This is a genomic window from Aphanothece sacrum FPU1, assembly GCF_003864295.1.
Classification (GTDB): Bacteria; Cyanobacteriota; Cyanobacteriia; order Cyanobacteriales; family Microcystaceae; genus Aphanothece_B; species Aphanothece_B sacrum.
This window is the reverse complement of sequence record NZ_BDQK01000001.1, coordinates 1-17545: the sequence shown is the minus strand read 5'-3', so window position 1 is coordinate 17545 and position 17545 is coordinate 1. Positions and strand designations below refer to the sequence as shown.

At 38.4% G+C, this 17545-nt stretch carries 16 protein-coding genes and 2 pseudogenes; 6 read left to right on the top strand and 12 right to left on the bottom strand.

What is annotated here, in order from left to right; translation table 11 throughout:
* The first annotated feature begins 38 nt into the window (after positions 1-38).
* Positions 39-230 (top strand): type II toxin-antitoxin system HicB family antitoxin, encoded by a 192-nt coding sequence (locus AsFPU1_RS00090; protein WP_124974035.1) that lies wholly within the window; start codon positions 39-41, stop codon positions 228-230.
* Positions 231-370: 140 nt separating this feature from the next.
* Here the strand turns inward: AsFPU1_RS00090 and AsFPU1_RS00085 are convergent, their stop codons facing one another.
* Entirely contained in the window at positions 371-1150 is a 780-nt protein-coding gene (locus tag AsFPU1_RS00085) for a DUF928 domain-containing protein (RefSeq protein WP_227873481.1), read from the bottom strand.
* 313 nt (positions 1151-1463) lie between these two features.
* Between AsFPU1_RS00085 and AsFPU1_RS00080 the strand changes: the two genes are divergently transcribed.
* From AsFPU1_RS00080 to AsFPU1_RS00070, 3 genes are all read left to right on the top strand, one after another.
* A complete protein-coding gene (locus tag AsFPU1_RS00080) occupies positions 1464-2489 on the top strand; it encodes a hypothetical protein (RefSeq protein ID WP_124974037.1) in 1026 nt (341 codons plus the stop codon).
* Between the two features lie 46 nt (positions 2490-2535).
* Positions 2536-2898, top strand: a complete 363-nt coding sequence (locus AsFPU1_RS00075; protein ID WP_124974039.1) for a hypothetical protein — start codon at positions 2536-2538, stop codon at positions 2896-2898.
* A 120-nt stretch (positions 2899-3018) separates the two neighbouring features.
* On the top strand, positions 3019-3291 hold the full coding sequence (locus AsFPU1_RS00070; protein WP_124974041.1) for a hypothetical protein: 273 nt from the start codon (positions 3019-3021) through the stop codon (positions 3289-3291).
* 144 nt (positions 3292-3435) lie between these two features.
* On the opposite strand, the gene AsFPU1_RS00065 is transcribed toward AsFPU1_RS00070, so the two are convergent.
* The gene (locus tag AsFPU1_RS00065) at positions 3436-6288 is read right to left on the bottom strand and encodes a CHAT domain-containing protein (RefSeq protein WP_227873482.1); all 2853 of its coding nucleotides are present in this window, start codon (positions 6286-6288) and stop codon (positions 3436-3438) included.
* A 314-nt stretch (positions 6289-6602) separates the two neighbouring features.
* Positions 6603-7004 (bottom strand): hypothetical protein, encoded by a 402-nt coding sequence (locus AsFPU1_RS00060; protein WP_124974045.1) that lies wholly within the window; start codon positions 7002-7004, stop codon positions 6603-6605.
* A 167-nt stretch (positions 7005-7171) separates the two neighbouring features.
* Between AsFPU1_RS00060 and AsFPU1_RS00055 the strand changes: the two are divergent.
* Positions 7172-7755 (top strand): annotated as a pseudogene (locus AsFPU1_RS00055) (RNA-guided endonuclease InsQ/TnpB family protein); the annotation flags it as partial.
* Positions 7756-7758: 3 nt separating this feature from the next.
* Here AsFPU1_RS00055 and AsFPU1_RS00050 read toward each other — a convergent pair.
* Positions 7759-8457: a phage tail tip lysozyme gene (locus tag AsFPU1_RS00050; RefSeq protein ID WP_124974047.1), complete on the bottom strand. Its 699-nt coding sequence runs from the start codon at positions 8455-8457 to the stop codon at positions 7759-7761.
* A 193-nt stretch (positions 8458-8650) separates the two neighbouring features.
* On the bottom strand, positions 8651-9349 hold the full coding sequence (locus AsFPU1_RS22350; RefSeq protein ID WP_124974048.1) for a peptidoglycan DD-metalloendopeptidase family protein: 699 nt from the start codon (positions 9347-9349) through the stop codon (positions 8651-8653).
* 513 nt (positions 9350-9862) lie between these two features.
* On the opposite strand from AsFPU1_RS22350, the gene AsFPU1_RS00040 reads away from it, so the two are divergent.
* Entirely contained in the window at positions 9863-10207 is a 345-nt protein-coding gene (locus tag AsFPU1_RS00040) for a hypothetical protein (protein WP_124974050.1), read from the top strand.
* On the opposite strand, the gene AsFPU1_RS00035 is transcribed toward AsFPU1_RS00040, so the two are convergent.
* The 7 genes and pseudogenes from AsFPU1_RS00035 to AsFPU1_RS00005 form a co-directional block, all read right to left on the bottom strand.
* On the bottom strand, positions 10155-13295 hold the full coding sequence (locus AsFPU1_RS00035; protein ID WP_124974052.1) for a two-partner secretion domain-containing protein: 3141 nt from the start codon (positions 13293-13295) through the stop codon (positions 10155-10157). The two genes, AsFPU1_RS00040 and AsFPU1_RS00035, sit on opposite strands and share 53 nt — an antisense overlap.
* A 58-nt stretch (positions 13296-13353) precedes the next feature.
* Positions 13354-13722, bottom strand: a complete 369-nt coding sequence (locus AsFPU1_RS00030) for a hypothetical protein (RefSeq protein WP_124974054.1) — start codon at positions 13720-13722, stop codon at positions 13354-13356.
* 319 nt (positions 13723-14041) lie between these two features.
* Positions 14042-15736: an alpha/beta hydrolase gene (locus AsFPU1_RS00025; protein ID WP_124974056.1), complete on the bottom strand. Its 1695-nt coding sequence runs from the start codon at positions 15734-15736 to the stop codon at positions 14042-14044.
* Between the two features lie 85 nt (positions 15737-15821).
* Positions 15822-16217: a type II toxin-antitoxin system VapC family toxin gene (locus tag AsFPU1_RS00020; protein WP_124974058.1), complete on the bottom strand. Its 396-nt coding sequence runs from the start codon at positions 16215-16217 to the stop codon at positions 15822-15824.
* Positions 16201-16533: a type II toxin-antitoxin system Phd/YefM family antitoxin gene (locus AsFPU1_RS00015; RefSeq protein ID WP_227873483.1), complete on the bottom strand. Its 333-nt coding sequence runs from the start codon at positions 16531-16533 to the stop codon at positions 16201-16203. The genes AsFPU1_RS00020 and AsFPU1_RS00015 overlap by 17 nt, the downstream gene beginning before the upstream one ends.
* Before the next feature lie 122 nt (positions 16534-16655).
* Positions 16656-17114 carry a hypothetical protein gene (locus AsFPU1_RS00010; RefSeq protein WP_124974060.1) on the bottom strand — a complete coding sequence of 153 codons (459 nt, stop codon included), beginning with the start codon at positions 17112-17114 and terminating at the stop codon, positions 16656-16658.
* 161 nt (positions 17115-17275) lie between these two features.
* Positions 17276-17545 (bottom strand): annotated as a pseudogene (locus AsFPU1_RS00005) (ShlB/FhaC/HecB family hemolysin secretion/activation protein); the annotation flags it as partial.

Genomic DNA, 17545 nt, shown 5'->3' with positions numbered 1-17545 from the left:
AAATTGATGCAGACAAAACAAGCTAAGTCGAGAAAACAATGAAAATCAACGCTATTATTCATCCCGCCGAAGAAGGAGGTTACTGGGCGGAAGTTTCTGCGCTCCCCGGTTGCGTAACGGAAGGAGACAGTATGGATGAAGTCATCAATAACCTTCGAGATGCCATACTAGGCTGGTTAGAAGTTGCCAACGAAAGCAAAAAACCGGATTCTATAATATCAAGGTTATGATTGTTGAAAACAAAAATAACGAAAATATTAATAATATTAAGGGGATTTTCTCCTAGTTGTAAAGTGTTGGAAATTTGCTCAAAACAAAGATATTAGGAGTTAAGCACTGTAAGGTCATAATCAGGGTTTGAGATATCGTTCTAAAATCGAAGGGACTCCGTTGCGATCGCCTTCAGTCCTCCTGACTCCAAAAACTGTATCCAAATATCCGTCAAGTCTTGATTATTAGGTTGCGCACCGGGTCGAGATCGCCTTGCTTGAACCAGAAAAGTCAACGCATCATACCAAATACCCCGCTCCCCATACCAAGCAGCTTGCTCCAAAGCTGACCCCTGTTTTATCTGGCCAGATAAGGCAACACGACGCACCCAAGAAGCGATCGCCGGATCATTAGGGCTTGGTCTTTGCCCACACACTAACACCACTATCCACTGATAGGTTTTCCCTACTTCTAGGGGAGGGGAGTCAGAAGAAGGCCGAAAACTAATAATACCAGACTCACCTGTTATGGGGAAAAAGGTTTGAGAGAGATGGGTTATACCTTCTTCCCTAATACTTAACACCACTTGCTTAGCAGAGGTTTCTGGTAAATAGACAAAAAAGGTTGGGCGTTCTGCTATGGTTAACCCAGTGTTAGTAGTAGGAGCCAGAGGAACCATATATGACCTCTCTGATGAAATTTTAGCCAGATTGGTTGGGGTTGCATCTCCTGCACATTGCCCATCATGACGCGATCCTGCGCCCCTTGTTTGCTCTGGTTTCGGGTCTTGTGGTGGCGGTTTGAATAAGAATCTGGTAAGTATCCTATTCTGTGTGCTAGAAGGGTTTCTCGTGGGTTGGGCAATGGTGGGTGCAGTGCCTAGAAGTAACATCCCTACGGTGATTAGATTGAGTAACCGTTGATTATTTAGCATGGTCATTATTTTTCAAAAGTATAGATGGGTTCTTAAGCTTACTTAAATTCTACTTAAGTAATTGCCCCTTAAGTGCTAATTACGGAAAGACCTGATTTTTTCCGACTTTTTTTCAATTCCTACCTGATAAAACCTGACTTTTTTTTGATTCCCTGAAGCTTAAACCTGATTTTTTAACTCAAGAATACCTGACTTTTTCCCCTTGTCTGCTTCAAAGTTTAAGAGCAAAATGAATAGCAACGGTTTGAGGAGTGTTTATGGTAAAACTCAAAAATGCTGAAAAAATAAAAAATCTTTCATCAATAGTGAGATAAATAAAATGAGACTAAAGAGGAGATATACATTATTTGGGGTAGCAGTTACTTCGTCAATAATGATTAGTAGTTGTGGCACAGATCCAGCCATTCAATCAGCACAAAGTTTTGGTTTGATGGCTGCTGATTTTGAAAATAACACGGATAAATTAGCGGAAGATATTTACAATTCTTGTATCCGCAAGCTTTCCTATTTTTCCGTTGCTAGTAGTCAAGGAACCACACAAAGAGATAACGCACTGGCTAATTGTCAAACACTGAATAAACCAGCAGTAGGAGAAGCCAAAAATGCCAATAAGATCGTGACAGACTATGGGACATCTATCGGCAAGCTAGCTGTTGATGATATTGTTAAATTTGATGACGAGTTTAATAATATCAAAAATGCATTAAATAAGTTCTCAATTCCTAGTGCTAATGGCAACGTAACCTTACCCCAAGGAGCAGTGAATACAGGAACTCAAATTGCTAATTTAATCTTTGGTTGGGTAGTGAGTCAAGAGAGAAAAGGAACCCTAAGAGAAGCTATTATCTGCACAGATAAACCCCTACAAACCTATACAAAAGGTTTAGAGAATGCTTTCAGAGATGGCTATATCAATGGTGTTCTTAATGATGAGGAAGATAGAGCTAAATCTTACTATGATTTTTATATCACTCAATTACGCCAACTAGGAACTTCGAGAGATTTCATGGAGTTAGAAAGAGAGTCTAGTGAAGTTCTGCAAAACTTTGTCAAAAGACGCAATGCTGCTGAATCTTATATCGCTATCATCAACAAAACGGCTCAAGCTCACACCAAGCTTAAAGATGTATTTTTAGGTGATTCAGAACCTCCATCTGAAGAATACTGCAATATCTATCTGAAAGCAAAAGAGTCTAATTCAACAGCTATTAATTCCGTACATCAAAGAAATTCCTTGGATACCCCCCTAACTCTTAAAGAACTGGCTCAAGTGCAAAAAATTGCCCTTAATTATCGCAAGGAGATAGAACCATTACTCCAGAAAATGGAACAGGAATTAAAGTAAAATTGATAGTTTAATATTTTTTGTCAGTAATCTTAAGGAGAAAAAAATGGCTAGTATAACAATGACTAAAAAAGAATTAATTTCGATAAAAAATGAGCTTAAAAATAGAAAAGAAAAGCTTGATAAAAAGAATAATGATGAATTTAGTGCCAAAACAATTACTCTAAATGCACACATTGAAGGTCAAAATGAAATACAAAAGTTAGACAACGAATTAGCTGTATTGAATGTTAAATTACTCACGAAAAATTTTGAGTTAATTACCCTACCAGGAGCGGAAATTAAAGCCTCAATTAATAAATTAGATGAAGCAATTAATGATATTCAGAATTTGAGAAAATTACTGAATACAGTGACAGAAGTTATTAAGGCAGTTAATACTGTTATCGGTATTGTTTCTACACTATAAGTAGGTACACAAAATTAAATCAGATCTTGAATTAAAAGATTTGATTCAACAACTAGCTATCGTTTGCTATTTCTCATCAATTCAACCTTCACTAGATTTACCAAAAGGAGAATTTTAATCATGTCATCTGTAACTACGACTGCCTCAGAAAATACTGCTATGGCAACTAAAAATCAAGATAATTCAGTAGGATTTTGGCAAGAAGATAATGGGAATAATTCTTCTATGCGATTGATGAGTTTTATTGCTCTAATCTCTGCTATAACCTTTGGTGGAATTACTCTATTTAAGCCAGACATAAAAGAAGTTGGTATTCAACTAACCTATAGTTTTTTAGTTGCTGGTTTTGCTCCCAAAGCTGTTCAAAAGTTTGCTGAAACTAGAATAAAGTAAACTTTTTTAAGTGAGTTAAGAGGTGGTAGTGTGGGTCTAGGGGTGGGTTTATCTAACATAATTGTTTTCGATGCATTTAAAGTCATTAATTTGTATGACAACTACATTTTTAACAATTCTTGTTGAGTTGGGTGCAAAGTCCTATCAAAGCCAATTGCCCACTAAAACAAAGGAAGCCCAGTAAAAAGGATGTTGGTATTGCGCAGAATGCAATAAAGAAAGTTGTGCTTGACGTAGTGCTTCTGCTTTACTAACCCCTGACTGGTTCAAAGTTTTATAGAATTGGGACATTAAATCGACCGTAGACTGATCTTGTACTGACCAAAGTGTGGCCAAGGTACTACGCGCCCCTGAACGCACCGCCACCCCTGCTAACCCTAAAACTGCTCGTTTATCCCCCGTCGCGGTTTGACAGGCACTTAAAATCAACAATTCAATGGGACTTTGTTTTTGTCCCTCCCTTTCTTTTAATAATTGGTCTAAATTTTTCACATTAATACGTTCATCCCAAGTCAATAAAAAAGTATCTTCAACTTGGGAGGAAAATTGACCATGGGTCGCCAAGTGAACCACCCGAAACGTAGTTGTCTCAATTTCTTTTTGAAGGCGATCGCTAGTAAAATCTTGATCTAAAAGGACTTCTGTGGAAACTAATTGAGAAATTTCTTTGACTTCTTCTTTAACCCCAGGTAACGCAGAAAACCCTTGACGCGCCTCAGCTATACCACCCGCTAGAATTTTCAACTGTTGTCGAGAAAGCGATCGCGCAGTGAGCAATTGTAACCCAGGTGTCAGGGCAACATTATACTTTTCTATTAAATATTGTTGACCATCATGCAAGGCTGCCATTGGGACACCCCGCAGCACACCATCAAGGACAAATACCAGGGTTTTGATCTTATTTTGTGCTAATTCTGCTTCCAAGGGACGAATTAACCAATCGTACAATTGCTGATGGGGACGCAAAGGATCAATATTAGAAATGTAGGGATTTAAGTTGGCAAACATATCATCAAAAATCCGCTCAACTTCCCCTGATACAGCATTATTTGTCGGCTCATTGACCAACACGGTATCTTCTGTCAAAGTCGTTTGATAGTAGCTTAAGGGCTTTCCTGGGAGGGATAAGATAACAGCGAGACGTTTTGGTAACACAATAGAATAGATAACTGCTGCTTGAGGATCAACTTGATCAATTTGTTGGGCTTGAGCATCAATACAAGCTTCCCGAAAGAAGTTATTAAGTTCGGCTAATTGGAGTGATTCAATGACATCACGGGCTTTTTTGAGCTTTTCTTGACTGATTTCTCCTGGTTGGTTAGGAGAGGGTTGTAATAGTTGATCTACCAATTCCCGATAGACAGGTTCTACACTATCACGGAAGTTAAATTGAATGTCTGCATTGGCGACAACTAAATCTCGTCGTAGAGATTCAAGCATATCTACCGCTAAGGTGTAAGAGGCGATCGCTTCTTTAGTTTTTCCTTGAAGTTGATATAATCGTCCCAGTTGCCATTGCCACAAATAAGTTAGTTCGGGATTATTAAAGGCAGAGATTTGTTGTAAAGCTTGTTCTGTCAACTGTTGCGCTTTAGTAAAGTTTCCTCTCTCTTGATAGGTTGCGCCCAAATAACCAAGAGAATTTGCTTGAGCTTGTTTATCTCCCAAATTTTGAGCTTGGTTTATTGCTGTTTCTATTAGTTGATTAATAGCTTGCCAAGATGGAATTTGTAATGACTGAAGTTCCTTTAAATTGACGATTTTAGTTGTTTTTTGAAAAATCGGACAAGACTGTAAAATGGGGGTTACGAGTTGATTTTTATTGGGGTTTAGTGTAGATTGAATACACATTAAATTTTGTGCTAATTTTAGTTGAGCCGTAATAGCCATTCGACTAGAGGGCAAGTCAGTCAATTCAGATTTAATTTTGTTCACAAAAATCGGTACTTGATTCCATTCTTTCAGTTGTATAAAAAGACTCAATAAATTTAGCTGTGCTTGTATTTTAGTAATAGATAAAGTTCCTAATTCGGCTTGATGATAGCAGGCGATCGCTTGTTGATAAAATTGTTTATTTGTCTGATAATTTTCTGATGTAATACAATTTGCTGATGGTAGGGAATCAACGGATAACTGTTTTTTATTCCTAGCAATAATTTGATTTCCTAAAACTCGTGTTGTATTACCTAAACTGAGAGCGATCTCTGCTAAGTTTTCCGGGTCTTCTATAGTTTGTGCTAATTGCCAACTTTTTAATAAAACGATTTGGGATTGTTTCGTTTGTCCCGTTACTCGTAAAACATTACCTAAGCTGCGTAATCCTAGTATTTGTAAAGAGATAGATATATTTTCTGGGAATTGTTCTAGTTCTTTTTCTGATATTTGACAGTCTTGACTATCTATTTCTAAAGTTTCTAATAAAGTTTTGCAAGCTCTCGGATAAAGTCCTAATTTTTGCATAGCTTGAGCTTGGTTAATCTTGCTTTGAATTACTCCCTTATTATTACCAATTTTTTCATAAGTTTTAGTCGCTTGTTGCCAAATATTTAGGGCATTAGCTGACTCTCCTAATACTAATTGTAACTGTCCTTTAATATCTAAAATAGCAGCAAATATACCCTGTTGTATGGGCGTATTTTCCAAGGTTTGTAAAATAGAAATACTTTGAGAGATAGCTATTTTTGCCTCATTCCATTGTCCCAGTTGTTGATAAGTTAAGGACAGATTACTCAAAGCCATTGCCTGATTTAGTTTATCACCTCGCGTCGCAAAAACATCAGCCGCTTGTTGCCAAATAGTTGCGGCTTCCACAAACTGTTTAGCTTGATATAATGTTCTGCCTTGTTGTATCAACTGTAAGGCATCTTGTTGAGTTTGAACAATAGGAGTTGAGACAGAAACTTGAGCAACAAAAAGGGGAACTACTAGGGAAATGAGAAATAGTAGGACTAAGAGAATAAGCGATCGTCTTCCGTACAGTTTTTTGATAAGATTCATCAATCTCGGCTTGAGTATAAGTTGTTTTTTTCTTCGCATTTTCTGTCTCAATACTCTCCCTTGTTAGTAGGTGGTCATAATTAAAGTCACAATAGAAAAGTTCGTAGTGATGGATTTAGCCATTATTATACAAAGTTTTCAATCCCTTTAGGGAACCTATATTTCAGTAAAACTTTCTTTATATAATCCATTATGCTCGCAAATTATTAAGGGTACAATGGGAAAAAGTCAGGTATTTTTTCTCTAAAAATCAGGTTGTATATTCAAAATGTAAGAAAAAGTCTGGTTATATCAGGGAATCGATCAAGATTGCACTAAGCCCCGCCACAACTATGTTGAGAATCGGGAAGAGTAAATGTTTTTTTTGTTCTGAGGTTAGTTACAGTATAAACTTTTCCTCGATTGTCACCAGGAGGGCAATTTTTGGGAATTGAAACTAAACACAATTTTACTGGATCTCTAGGTTTAGAAGATTCAGCTTGAGGAATCGTATCATAAGAAACTAGATAAATGCCATTAGTAAATTCGATTGATGTTCCTGAACCCAAAATGGGTTTACCCGTCACTCCATCTTCTAATCTTGTCCTAACTTTAGAAACTGAAGTATTACTACACTGTCCTACACGAGTTGGAGGGGGTGCTGATTCTGACTTGAAGGAAAAAGTCGGAACACTTAAAATAATAAGAATTGCCGTTAAAGGGAATGTTGATTTCATATTGCTCTCCCATACCTATACTGATAAGTAAAGATTATGATTTGTAGTGGACTGACACAGCTAAATTAGTGCTTTAACTGTCATTGCGAGGGGGCAATCGAAGGGTTAATCTAAGTACAAAGAGGAAAATACCCCCGAAGCAATCTCTAGATCTATTACAACATTAGAAGTTGAAGAAAGCTCAAAAGGCTTTGAGTTGGAAAACCAACGGCTCAAATAACCGAAATAAAGCACGTCTTCAAGTAGCTAGAATCCATGCTCTTATTAAAGATGCTCGTACCGATTTTTTGCATAAACTAACAACTAAATTAGTTCAAGAAAACGACTTAATTGTTGTTGAAGACTTAGCTGTTAGAAACATGGTGAAAAACCGTAAGTTAACTCGTTCAATTAGTGATGCTAGTTGGGGAGAATTTTTTAGGCAATTAGAGTATAAATGCCAATGGTACGAGAAAGAATTAATTAAGATTGACCGTTATTTTCCTAGTAGTAAACGCTGTGGAAATTGTGGGATGATCCATGACCGAGATATCAACGCCAGTCGCAATATTTTGGCCGCAGGGCTTGCGGTGTCAGCGTCAGTCGCTCATGGGGGAAACCCCCAAGACCGCGCTGACTTGTCTGTGGAGCGACCATAAGACCCGAACAGAAAAAATCTGTGAAGGCGGGTGCATTGAAGCAGAAACCGCGCATCGTGAGGTTTGGGAATCCCCCCCGTTCTACGGCGCGGGTGGATGTCAACGCTTACTGATGACTATGTAAGTTCGTTTAGGATTTGTTGTGCGAACTTTCGGCGATTTCCTTCCACACCCGGCCGTTCAAACTTGTCCATTCCTTTCATTGCTTGCTCCAGGGTTGTGGCAGAACGTAAAATTTTTCCAGCTTCTTTTTCTGTAGTCTCTAATTCGTGAACAAAAAGATTGACTTGATTGTGAATATCAGTAGCATCATTATTCGTCAATGCAGGTACTTTATTTCGTCGGTCAAAACTCCATTGAAATAATCCTAACCCTTTAGGTGGTGGACCTTCCTGTATGCTTGGATCAAAGCTAGACTCTTGTTGTACACAACCCAGAATTGCTGCACATTGTACAATAGAAAATCCATGACTTATCAATTCATTGTGAATTAGCCTTTTATTTCCTGAAAATGGTGAATTTCCTTGTACTGGGTTAGAGCGAGGAATAATCTCTATTTCTGATGGAGATACTTTCAAGAGTGCAGCCCAAGTATTTTGACCAACAATGCCATCTTGTTGTAGGGATTTTTTGTCTTGAAAAAGCTTGACGGCTTCTAAAGTTTTATTGCCAAACTTCCCATCTATTGATTCGTTGGGGTCTAAAACTCCCCAATCTTTGAGAACTTGTTGCAGAATTTTTACTTCGCTAACGACTGCTGGTGTCGTATCAGTAATACCATCATTAAATTTCAACACTATATGTTTGCGTGTCATGGGAAATAAACTCCTTATTGTTAGTTGAGCAAAACTTTCTTAATGTCATCGATCATGCTGACAAATGATGAAGATTACAAAGGGAAAATTTCTGGTGTTTTTTTAGCGAATAAATCAAACTTGAGTTCCAGAATATAGGAAACTTTTTCCCCTTTAGTCTATTCAAAACTTAGCCAATCTTATTCTGGAAAAATCACACAATTGGATTGATATGATTTAACGGATTAACATGAGTTCCGTTAGCTAGGATTTCAAAATGTAAGTGAGGCCCTGTGGAGTTTCCCGTATTTCCTGCAGTTCCAATTTGTTGTCCTTTAGTAACCGTCTGTCCAGGGCTTACTGAAACACTCGTCAGATGAGCAGACCGTGTTTCCTGAAAATCTTGTCCTGAATGTTTGATATAAACAAAATTGCCATGACCTCCACCGCAGTTGGTATCCCCAACTTTACAACGAGTTTCGATCCCGACAACTGTTCCATTAGCAACTGCAAAAATAGGAGTTCCAGAGGGTACAGCAATATCGATTCCGCGATGATTGGGACGATTACTCGGTCGAAAAGTAGAACTAATACTACCGACTCCATTGGTGGGCTTTCCTGAACCACTTGATGTGGAACGAGGAATAATCTCTATTTCTGATGGAGATACTTTCAAGAGTGCAGCCCAGGTATTTTGACCAACGATGCCATCTTTTTGTAGAGATTTTTTGTCTTGAAAAAGCTTGACGGCTTCAAGGGTTTTGTTGCCAAACTTTCCATCTATTGATTCGTTGGGGTCTAAAACTCCCCAATCTTTGAGAACTTGTTGCAGAATTTTTACTTCGCTAACTACTTGCGATGTAGTATCAGTAATACCATCATTAAATTTCAACACTATATGTTTGCGTGTCATGGGAAATAAACTCCTTATTGTTGAAGCAAACTTTGTTTATACCGTCTATCATGCTGGCAAATCATCAAGGGTACAATGGGAAAAAATCAGGTGTTTTTTGCTCCTTCACCTGATAAAATCCGACTTTTTTGATGTTAGGTAAGTTTGAACCTGATTTTTTACTAAAAAAATACCTGACTTTTTCCCATTGTTTGCTTGAGAGTTTAAGGGAAGAATAACAGAGATGAATACTTTTTTCCTCCAATAAAGTGTTTGTTAACTATCTATTTATATGGTTCTACCGGACAAGTTATGCTAAATTATTACAAATAAGAGACCTTAACTCGTTCATAAAGCTATACAAACAAAGGTTGCCTACGCAACCTATAATGGCAGTCCACGAAGGTGGACTTCGTTTTTATAGGATAAGGCTTTAGCCTTTTATTAATTGTTAGTTTAGCATAGTAAGTCCGGTAGAACCATTTATATTGATTCATCAAGCAGCAAACTAACATAGTTGACGGGAGAGAAATCATGGTTAATTTTACTATCAAGTTCGAGCAGTTGTGCCCAACTGGCCTGAATCCAAATTATCCCAGAGAACACCATAGCCATAGCGTCGTTACATGGTTGAAGCGTCGTCCAGAGGAAGATCATAATGGCTTATCTTCGGAGAAAACAACTCAACTGATTAAATATCGTTACGGGATTCTCAAGAAAAGATATCTCAATCAATCACCCCAAGGAGGTTATCAGAATTTAATTAAGCGTTTGTCGATAATAATCCTTAATTATCCTCCAGTAGAGCGAAAATTTAAGCATTCAGCTAACTGTCAGAGGTATCAATATCAATATTACCGCCATTGGCTAAACCATTAGCTGTTGCAGAGATTAGGCTTTCATTCTCTATTCTCAATAAATCTGATATCTTGAGGCTGATATTTGCACCCCCTTCTCCTTGACTTTTTCCCGTTTCGGCGGTGATAAACCCTCGGTTTAGGGATAGGGTATTAGCCTTGATAGTTAAATTGCCGGCCTGACCTTGAGGACTGCTAACGCTGACTTTTGCTCCATCGGTAACGCTCATTTGTCTCGTTTCTACAGTTAAGTTTCCGGCTGTACCGCCTTCGGTAGCTTCTACTGATAAACCACCAGTACCGCTTAGTTGGACTAATTGGGCGGCTTTAACGGTTAAGTTGCCAGCCCGTCCACTCCGAGTTGAGGCAGAAATATTACTATTGTTTACCTGTAGAGTGTCTAAACCTCGGAGGTTAACATCTCCCCCAACTCCAGAAATAGTAGAAGCGGAAATTTGAGCGTTATTTTCCAGATTTAAGGTTCTAGCGTTAACAGTAAGGTTGCCTGAGTCTCCGGTTCCAGTAGCTTCTACAGTGAGACGACCATTGTTGAGTTGTACATTATTAACCGGAGTCTGACCAAGATTAATTTCTAAGTTCCCTGCTTGACCATTTACTGTAGTAGCAGAGATTTCACCCCCATTTACCTGCAATGTTTCTACATTCTGGAGGTTGACATCCCCCCCAATTTTTCCTGAAATATTAGAAGCAGAAATGGATGAGCCATTATTAACGGTTAAGTCTCTGGCATTGACACTAACACTTCCAGCTTCGCCCCCTGGTTGAGAAGCTTGAGCTGCTAAACGACTATTATCTGTGATTTGGACTGAATTTACTGGTTTTTGGTTGGTATTGAGACTGACGTTTCCAGCTTTTCCTGTTTGGGTGGAAGTGGTAATGTTACTGTTGCTGATTTGTAGAATGTCTAAACCTTGGAGGTTAACATCTCCTCCAAGTCCAGAAATAGTAGAAGCCGAAATTTGGGCGTTATTTTCCAAATTCAAGGTTCTTGCGTTAACAGTAAGGTTGCCTGAGTCTCCTGTTCCAGTAGCTTCTACAGTGAGACGACCATTGTTGAGTTGTACATTATTAACCGGAGTCTGACCAAGATTAATTTCTAAGTTTCCTGCTTGACCATCTACTGTGGTAGCAGAAATTTCACTACCGTTAGTAACCTGTAATGTTTCTACATTCTGGAGGCTAACATCTCCTCCAAGTCCAGAAATAGTAGAAGCCGAAATTTGGGCGTTATTTTCCAAATTCAAGGTTCTAGCGTTAACAGTAAGGTTGCCTGAGTCTCCTGTTCCAGTAGCTTCTACAGTGAGACGACCATTGTTGAGTTGTACATTATTAACCGGAGTCTGACCAAGATTAATTTCTAAGTTTCCTGCTTTACCATCTACTGTAGTAGCAGAAATTTCACTACCGTTAGTAACCTGTAAAGAATTTAAGCCTTGCAGATTAATATTTCCGCCTTGACTTAAGGGACTTGAAGCGGATATTTTAGCTCCCCCTTGAAGCGTCAATAATGGAGTATTAATGGTTAAATTTCCCGCAGGTTTACGACTCTCACTCGTTGCCAACAAAGAACTATCTGCACCATTAAGAAACACAGATTCAGATGCGTTAATATCTAATTGTCCTGCTTGTCGTGTACTTCCTTCAAGAGCAGCAACAGATATGCTTGCCCCATCAGTAACCATCAAGCGATTGGTATTAACAATTACGCTCCCTCCATTGCCTTTCCCCGCAGTGGAAGAAAATAGTCCACTATGAAAAGTTAGCCCAGAAAATATTCCTTTACCACTTGCTTCTATGGATTCAGAATCAATAACATGAAGAGTTCCAGCCTTTCCTGAACTAAAAGCACTACTTGATAATTGTCCCCCATCACGGAGAATTAATCTAGCCGTTTTTGCCTGCAAATCTCCTGCATCTCCACTACTTTGACTCTGAGTCAGTAATTGGCTAAACGCTCCATTGCCATCGACTTCTAAAGATTCAGTGGCTTCTACGCTTAAACTGCCTCCTTTTCCAGCATTTGTAGTTAATGTACCAATGGTTGATTTATTATTAATAATTAGCCGATTTGTTTGAATTTTGATATCACCCCCAATCCCAGTAGAAAGAACCTGAGTAGAAATATTACTTCCATTACTAACTTCCACAAAGTCAGAAGCTTTGATTTCGATACTTCCACTGGGAATGCTCCCTCGGTTCAAAGAAATAATGTTTGATTGATCTGTTATAACAATTTGTCTTCCTTGAAGTCGAATATCACCACTATTAGGTGCTAGACTACCATTGGAAACTGAGATATAGGTTTGTCCAGTTAGTTGAATATCTTGAAAATTTTGAACAGTCTCATAGCCTAATACCCAACCTGTAGAAATCGGAGTCAGACTTACAAAACTATCGGGAGCAACACTTCCTAACTCTATCCTCCCCCCTCTTGCAATGAGTGAACCATTGTTTGTAAACAAAATGTCACCACCGACAAGTGCTAAAGTCTTACCAGGCTTTACTTGAAAGTTAGCGACACTGTTTTCAACACTACCAAATGCTTGATTTTCAATTCTGTTTGCTGTCCCTCTAAATTGTAACCCTATTGGCAAACTAATACTCAGCAGAGGTTCTACTTGACTGTTAGTTGCACTAAATATTGTTCCATCAGCAAATTGAATTTCCTCGGCGGTACTAGCAATAAAAGAACCACCAATATCTAGCTTTGCATTAGGACCTAACATGATGCCATTAGGATTAATTAGGAAGAAGTTAGCAATACCATTGGCTTGAATCAATCCATCAATCCTAGAAACAGAATTTCCTGTTACCCGACTGAAAATATTGTTGACATTTGAAGCATTATTAAAAATTGCTTCCCCCTCTATGGGAACAGAAAATTCCTTAAAACTATGGAAAAGATTGCCTCCAACTTGTCTCCCGCCAGTAATCGTAAAGTTTTTCTGATTTGGAGAATCAACCTGGGTAGATAATGTTCCATCCTCAACTATCTGAGACTGACTCTGTGCTTTGCTGAGATTCGGCTTAGCTAGAAGACAGATAAGAAGCTCGATGCCAATCAAAATTCTGTAACCTAGTTTATTCATAAACGAATTGTCGAAGAATTAATCATCGTTTATTTTGAAAACTAATCAATTATTACTGTTAGCCAGGACAAATGTATTGACATTCTCCTTGTAGGCAAGGTCGGCTAAGATTTAAGGTACAAATCGTTATTGCTTCGTTTTTGATGGTAGAGGGGCAGGTTCTTCCACCACAAATAACAGAAAATTTACCATCTCTTTTTAGAATTATCTGTGTTTCTTTGGTGAAATTAAAGCCTTCTTGTTTTAGTTTATTTAAAAAAGGTTGAGCCCACTGATTGATATCAGAACTGCTGACGCTAGATTCTATTTGATTTTTATTTAGCTGATCAGCAGAAGCACTATTTGAAGAAATGTTTACCGTCATCAGGTTAAACACAAGAGTGAAAATTATTGTCAACCCAATTACTGCTAATAGTTTACGCTTCATTGATTATCTCCAGATATATCTTGTGACAAAGAAATATAATGACTGTTTTTTTGCAAATTGTCAATCTCGATTTACAAAAATAAATATTAAGACTGAACAGCTTAATTTTAAATTTAGGAAGGAAATCTTAAATACCCTTATCGGGCTTTAAGAAGTCCGCGCTGTAACGCTTTGGTCAGCGTCGGGAGTAAGCTGTCACGCATTTAATTGACCTGTTGTGACTGCATGGGAGCGCCGGAGCAAAGGGAGCGCCGGAGAGGGGGTTTTAACGTCTGTACCAAAGTTCAAAATAAGCGGTTTAAATGCACAACAGCTTATGTCACACCAAATTTGTTAATTGAATATCATCAATATATACTGTTCCCGAAGAAGTAATGTTAAAGACAAATTCCAAAGAAGTTACTTGACTAATATTAATTCCTTGCCAAGATAACTGATTAATAGGAAGAAAAACAGTTTGTAAAACAGTCACGGGATTATTATTTTCATTTTCAAACACGTCAGGATAGGGAATCGATTGAAGGTAAGAAACAGGCAAGGAAATTGACTGAGTTGTATCATGTATCATTAAGGTGAAGTCTTGTTTTTGATCGGGAGTATTGTTTGATTCAAAGGATTGACCAACACGAAAAGCTAGAAAATCGTACTCTTTGGCATCTAAATAATCATCAAATTTCAAAACATACTTACCTCCAAACTCTGTCCAATCTATTCTTATTCCCTTAGTATCTTGATATAAATGATAGCTTGGATCTTTTTGTTTATCTGATGTGAATCGCAAGAATTGTTGTACTTGAACAATAATTTTCTCCGCTATTATTGAGCCTTTATTTGAGCAGGAAATTGTCGGTTGTATACCAGATTCTTCAAAGTCCTGAATCACTAATCTTTTGTGGCTTTGGTATTGTGATACATAAGTAATTTCTTTTGGCAGCCACTCATTTATTATTCCATATTGGTAATTCTGGAGAAGTTGGAGATATTCTTTTTTCTCCAGCAACGTTGCTTGAGCAAAGGCAGATATATAGGTTGCTGCGATCTTTCTTTGGTCATCTGGAGATATTATTCCTCCAATATTGTTAGGCTCTGGTTCCCATACTGAATTGAAATAGTTATGGTTAGCCTTATGAATCCAAAGTAGGGATTTAATTCCAGAAGGAGTGCTATCATTAGAACCAAGAGGATGGCTACGATCATAGATTAACTGTCCCTCAAAAGGCTTAACGTCTTGATCCCGACTTCCTTGAATGACAAGGTAATTATCAGAAAGTATAGTCTCTAATTTTGGGAAACGGTAGGATTGGTCAGTGGGAGCTAGAGCTACTACCGCTTGAATACCAAAATTGTATGGACCTAATCCTCCGTTTGAACCGTCTATAGCTAAAGGGGACTTTCCTTTATAAAACTGAATTGGAGACTGCTGGTGATTAAGCACACTTGCGTGTCCAACCGCTTCTCCACCACGAGAATGACCTACAATCATACATCTTTCTAGATCTACTTTATTTTGTAAGGGATGTCCATCCTTTTGATTCCATAGTCGAAACTGTTTGAGATGTTCTAAGACAGTAATTGCTCGACCCAAAACTTTACCATTCTGACCAATTGTTATGTTATTTCTTATGCTAATGAAGCTAACATCAATAGAGGCAGCAATTATACCGTGATAAGCGAGTAAGTCACAAAGGTAAAGAAATCCTGGTGCCGAATTAAATTTATAGTTAGAATTTCCATGAACTATTACTGCCAAAGGAAAGGGTCCATCACCTTCGGGTAAACAAAAAATTCCGTTGATAGGTGTCTCTTTTTTAGAGAATTTCCAATCAGTTGAATAGTCAAAATTGACAACCTCGCAGAAGTCTATTCTACGGGTTTCGTATCCTGGTATTGGATTATCAAAAACACAATGGTCTTGTAAATCATTCGTATTCAAAAAATCTAACTCAGGAGCAGCATAAATAATTCGCTTAGGTTTGTATTCTCCAAGCTTACCAGGATCGGCTAAAGAAGTCATATTTTTCTTTTCTTTAAAATAAATTCTAATATTGTATTGGAAAATTGCTCACAAGTCCAGAATTGATCGTAAGAATTGCTGCTATTCAGGTAAAGGGATTGAGTAGTGGAATCCCGCAGCTATCAAAATTTCGAATATTGCGCGTTACTAAAGTAAGTTGGTGAATTTGAGCAGTGGCAGCAATCATCATATCTGCTTGGGTGTGAGTTTTGCCTTTCCCTCGCAGTTGCCCCCGCAATTCGCCAGAACGCAGGGCAATCTCAGGCGTAATTGGCAAAAGTTGACAATATTGCTCAATAAATCCTTCAAACCAGGTCTGAATTCTGAAGTTAGGTTTCGCCGAGAGTCCATAGGAAATTTCCTCAACAGTAACCACACTCAACGAGATCGAGGAAACTGCTGTCGCCCAGACTAAAACTCCAGGGTTTGGCTGAGGTCGTGCTAGTTCACTGATGAGGTTGGTGTCACACAGAAAGGTCATTGAGGACATCAACAAAATGGTGAGGACGATCTTGACGAGAAGGAATTTCCAGGATGTAATTTTCCTCAGCCATTAGCTGGTGCAGTTCCCTAAAAGCATCGGCGAGGGAAGCTTTTTCTTTGCGATCGCGCCAAGCCAGGAACTCCTGAAACATTTCAGCTTCGATAACAGCTACTACCAGTTGCTCTCGATTGTAGATAAGTTGGGGTTCTTTGGTTGCGGCCTTAATCATCTCCGAGAATCTCTGCTTAGCTTGGGCAATTCTCCAGATCATCCCTTGCTCTCCTAAAATTGATATTATGTCGATTATAGACATAATATATGTCCATATAGCGAATTACAGAGGAAAAAAGTAGATATAATAGACATCGACCGAACTTAACCTCAAACCCTTGTATCATCAAGGTGAAATCTGGGATGCGTGGAGATGTCTAATAATTAACCGGAGCAACCGTTTTGGGATATTGGTGACTCCATAAAAATCTTAGTTGTCGCATCAACTTCCATCCAGACCTTCGCCCCACCATTAAGATTCTTATTCTCTGGTCGATAGACAATTTGACATCTTCCTTCAAAATACACTTGAGAACAATAGGTCACTTTTGAGCCTTTCCTGACAACAATCACCGGATCTTTGACTTCCTTGTGGTGATTAGCCCCAATGATGTGTTTATTGACATGAATAATCGTCGGTTTAACGCGACGTTTAACTCTCCATCTCCCTTGAGATCCCCTTTTGCCCCTGATAATCCGAGGCATATCTCCATAAAGAGGTATTTGCCAACCTTTCTTCGTTTTATAAGCTCCTTTGACGCGATTGGCGTAAATTAATTGTTGTATGCGTTGACGACTAATTTCGAGTAAACGAGATGCTTCTAGAATACCAATAGATTTCATAGTATAATTATATCTTTTACAAGATTTATTTGTACGATAGCATTTCATGGAAGATATTACTGAACTTCCCTCTGGAAAAAATAACGAAACCGTTCTGTAGAGGTAGTTTCAGTGATTTTTGGACTACCTGTTACTGGGTCTAATCTTCTCTTAAGCTGGGATTAAAAAAAACTGTAATTTATTGTGAAATAAAACCCCTCATCTGGAGATCGTCCACCCTGTGTCTCAATATTAGTCACAGGAATTCCCCAATCAAAACGAGCCGTAAAATTATCCCCCATAAGCCATTGCAAACCGAGTCCCACTCCCACTAAAGTATTTGGTGCAGGGGTCGCAATTGGATTATCATCATCATTCCAAGCAACCCCAAAATCCACAAAAGGAACAACTTGTAATAACCCTTCAACACTATCCACCCGCAGGACAGGTAA

Excerpts from the sequence above, each read along its gene's own strand:
- AsFPU1_RS00025 (WP_124974056.1), bottom strand. The coding sequence starts at position 15,736 with ATGACTTCTTTAGCCGATCCTGGTAAGCTTGGAGAATACAAACCTAAG.
- AsFPU1_RS00020 (WP_124974058.1), bottom strand. The coding sequence starts at position 16,217 with ATGACCTTTCTGTGTGACACCAACCTCATCAGTGAACTAGCACGACCT.
- AsFPU1_RS00065 (WP_227873482.1), bottom strand. The coding sequence starts at position 6,288 with ATGAATCTTATCAAAAAACTGTACGGAAGACGATCGCTTATTCTCTTA.
- AsFPU1_RS00035 (WP_124974052.1), bottom strand. The coding sequence starts at position 13,295 with ATGAATAAACTAGGTTACAGAATTTTGATTGGCATCGAGCTTCTTATC.
- AsFPU1_RS00040 (WP_124974050.1), top strand. The coding sequence starts at position 9,863 with ATGGTTAATTTTACTATCAAGTTCGAGCAGTTGTGCCCAACTGGCCTG.
- AsFPU1_RS00050 (WP_124974047.1), bottom strand. The coding sequence starts at position 8,457 with ATGACACGCAAACATATAGTGTTGAAATTTAATGATGGTATTACTGAT.
- AsFPU1_RS22350 (WP_124974048.1), bottom strand. The coding sequence starts at position 9,349 with ATGACACGCAAACATATAGTGTTGAAATTTAATGATGGTATTACTGAT.
- AsFPU1_RS00015 (WP_227873483.1), bottom strand. The coding sequence starts at position 16,533 with ATGTCTATAATCGACATAATATCAATTTTAGGAGAGCAAGGGATGATC.
- AsFPU1_RS00060 (WP_124974045.1), bottom strand. The coding sequence starts at position 7,004 with ATGAAATCAACATTCCCTTTAACGGCAATTCTTATTATTTTAAGTGTT.
- AsFPU1_RS00080 (WP_124974037.1), top strand. The coding sequence starts at position 1,464 with ATGAGACTAAAGAGGAGATATACATTATTTGGGGTAGCAGTTACTTCG.
- AsFPU1_RS00030 (WP_124974054.1), bottom strand. The coding sequence starts at position 13,722 with ATGAAGCGTAAACTATTAGCAGTAATTGGGTTGACAATAATTTTCACT.
- AsFPU1_RS00070 (WP_124974041.1), top strand. The coding sequence starts at position 3,019 with ATGTCATCTGTAACTACGACTGCCTCAGAAAATACTGCTATGGCAACT.
- AsFPU1_RS00090 (WP_124974035.1), top strand. The coding sequence starts at position 39 with ATGAAAATCAACGCTATTATTCATCCCGCCGAAGAAGGAGGTTACTGG.
- AsFPU1_RS00010 (WP_124974060.1), bottom strand. The coding sequence starts at position 17,114 with ATGAAATCTATTGGTATTCTAGAAGCATCTCGTTTACTCGAAATTAGT.
- AsFPU1_RS00085 (WP_227873481.1), bottom strand. The coding sequence starts at position 1,150 with ATGACCATGCTAAATAATCAACGGTTACTCAATCTAATCACCGTAGGG.
- AsFPU1_RS00075 (WP_124974039.1), top strand. The coding sequence starts at position 2,536 with ATGGCTAGTATAACAATGACTAAAAAAGAATTAATTTCGATAAAAAAT.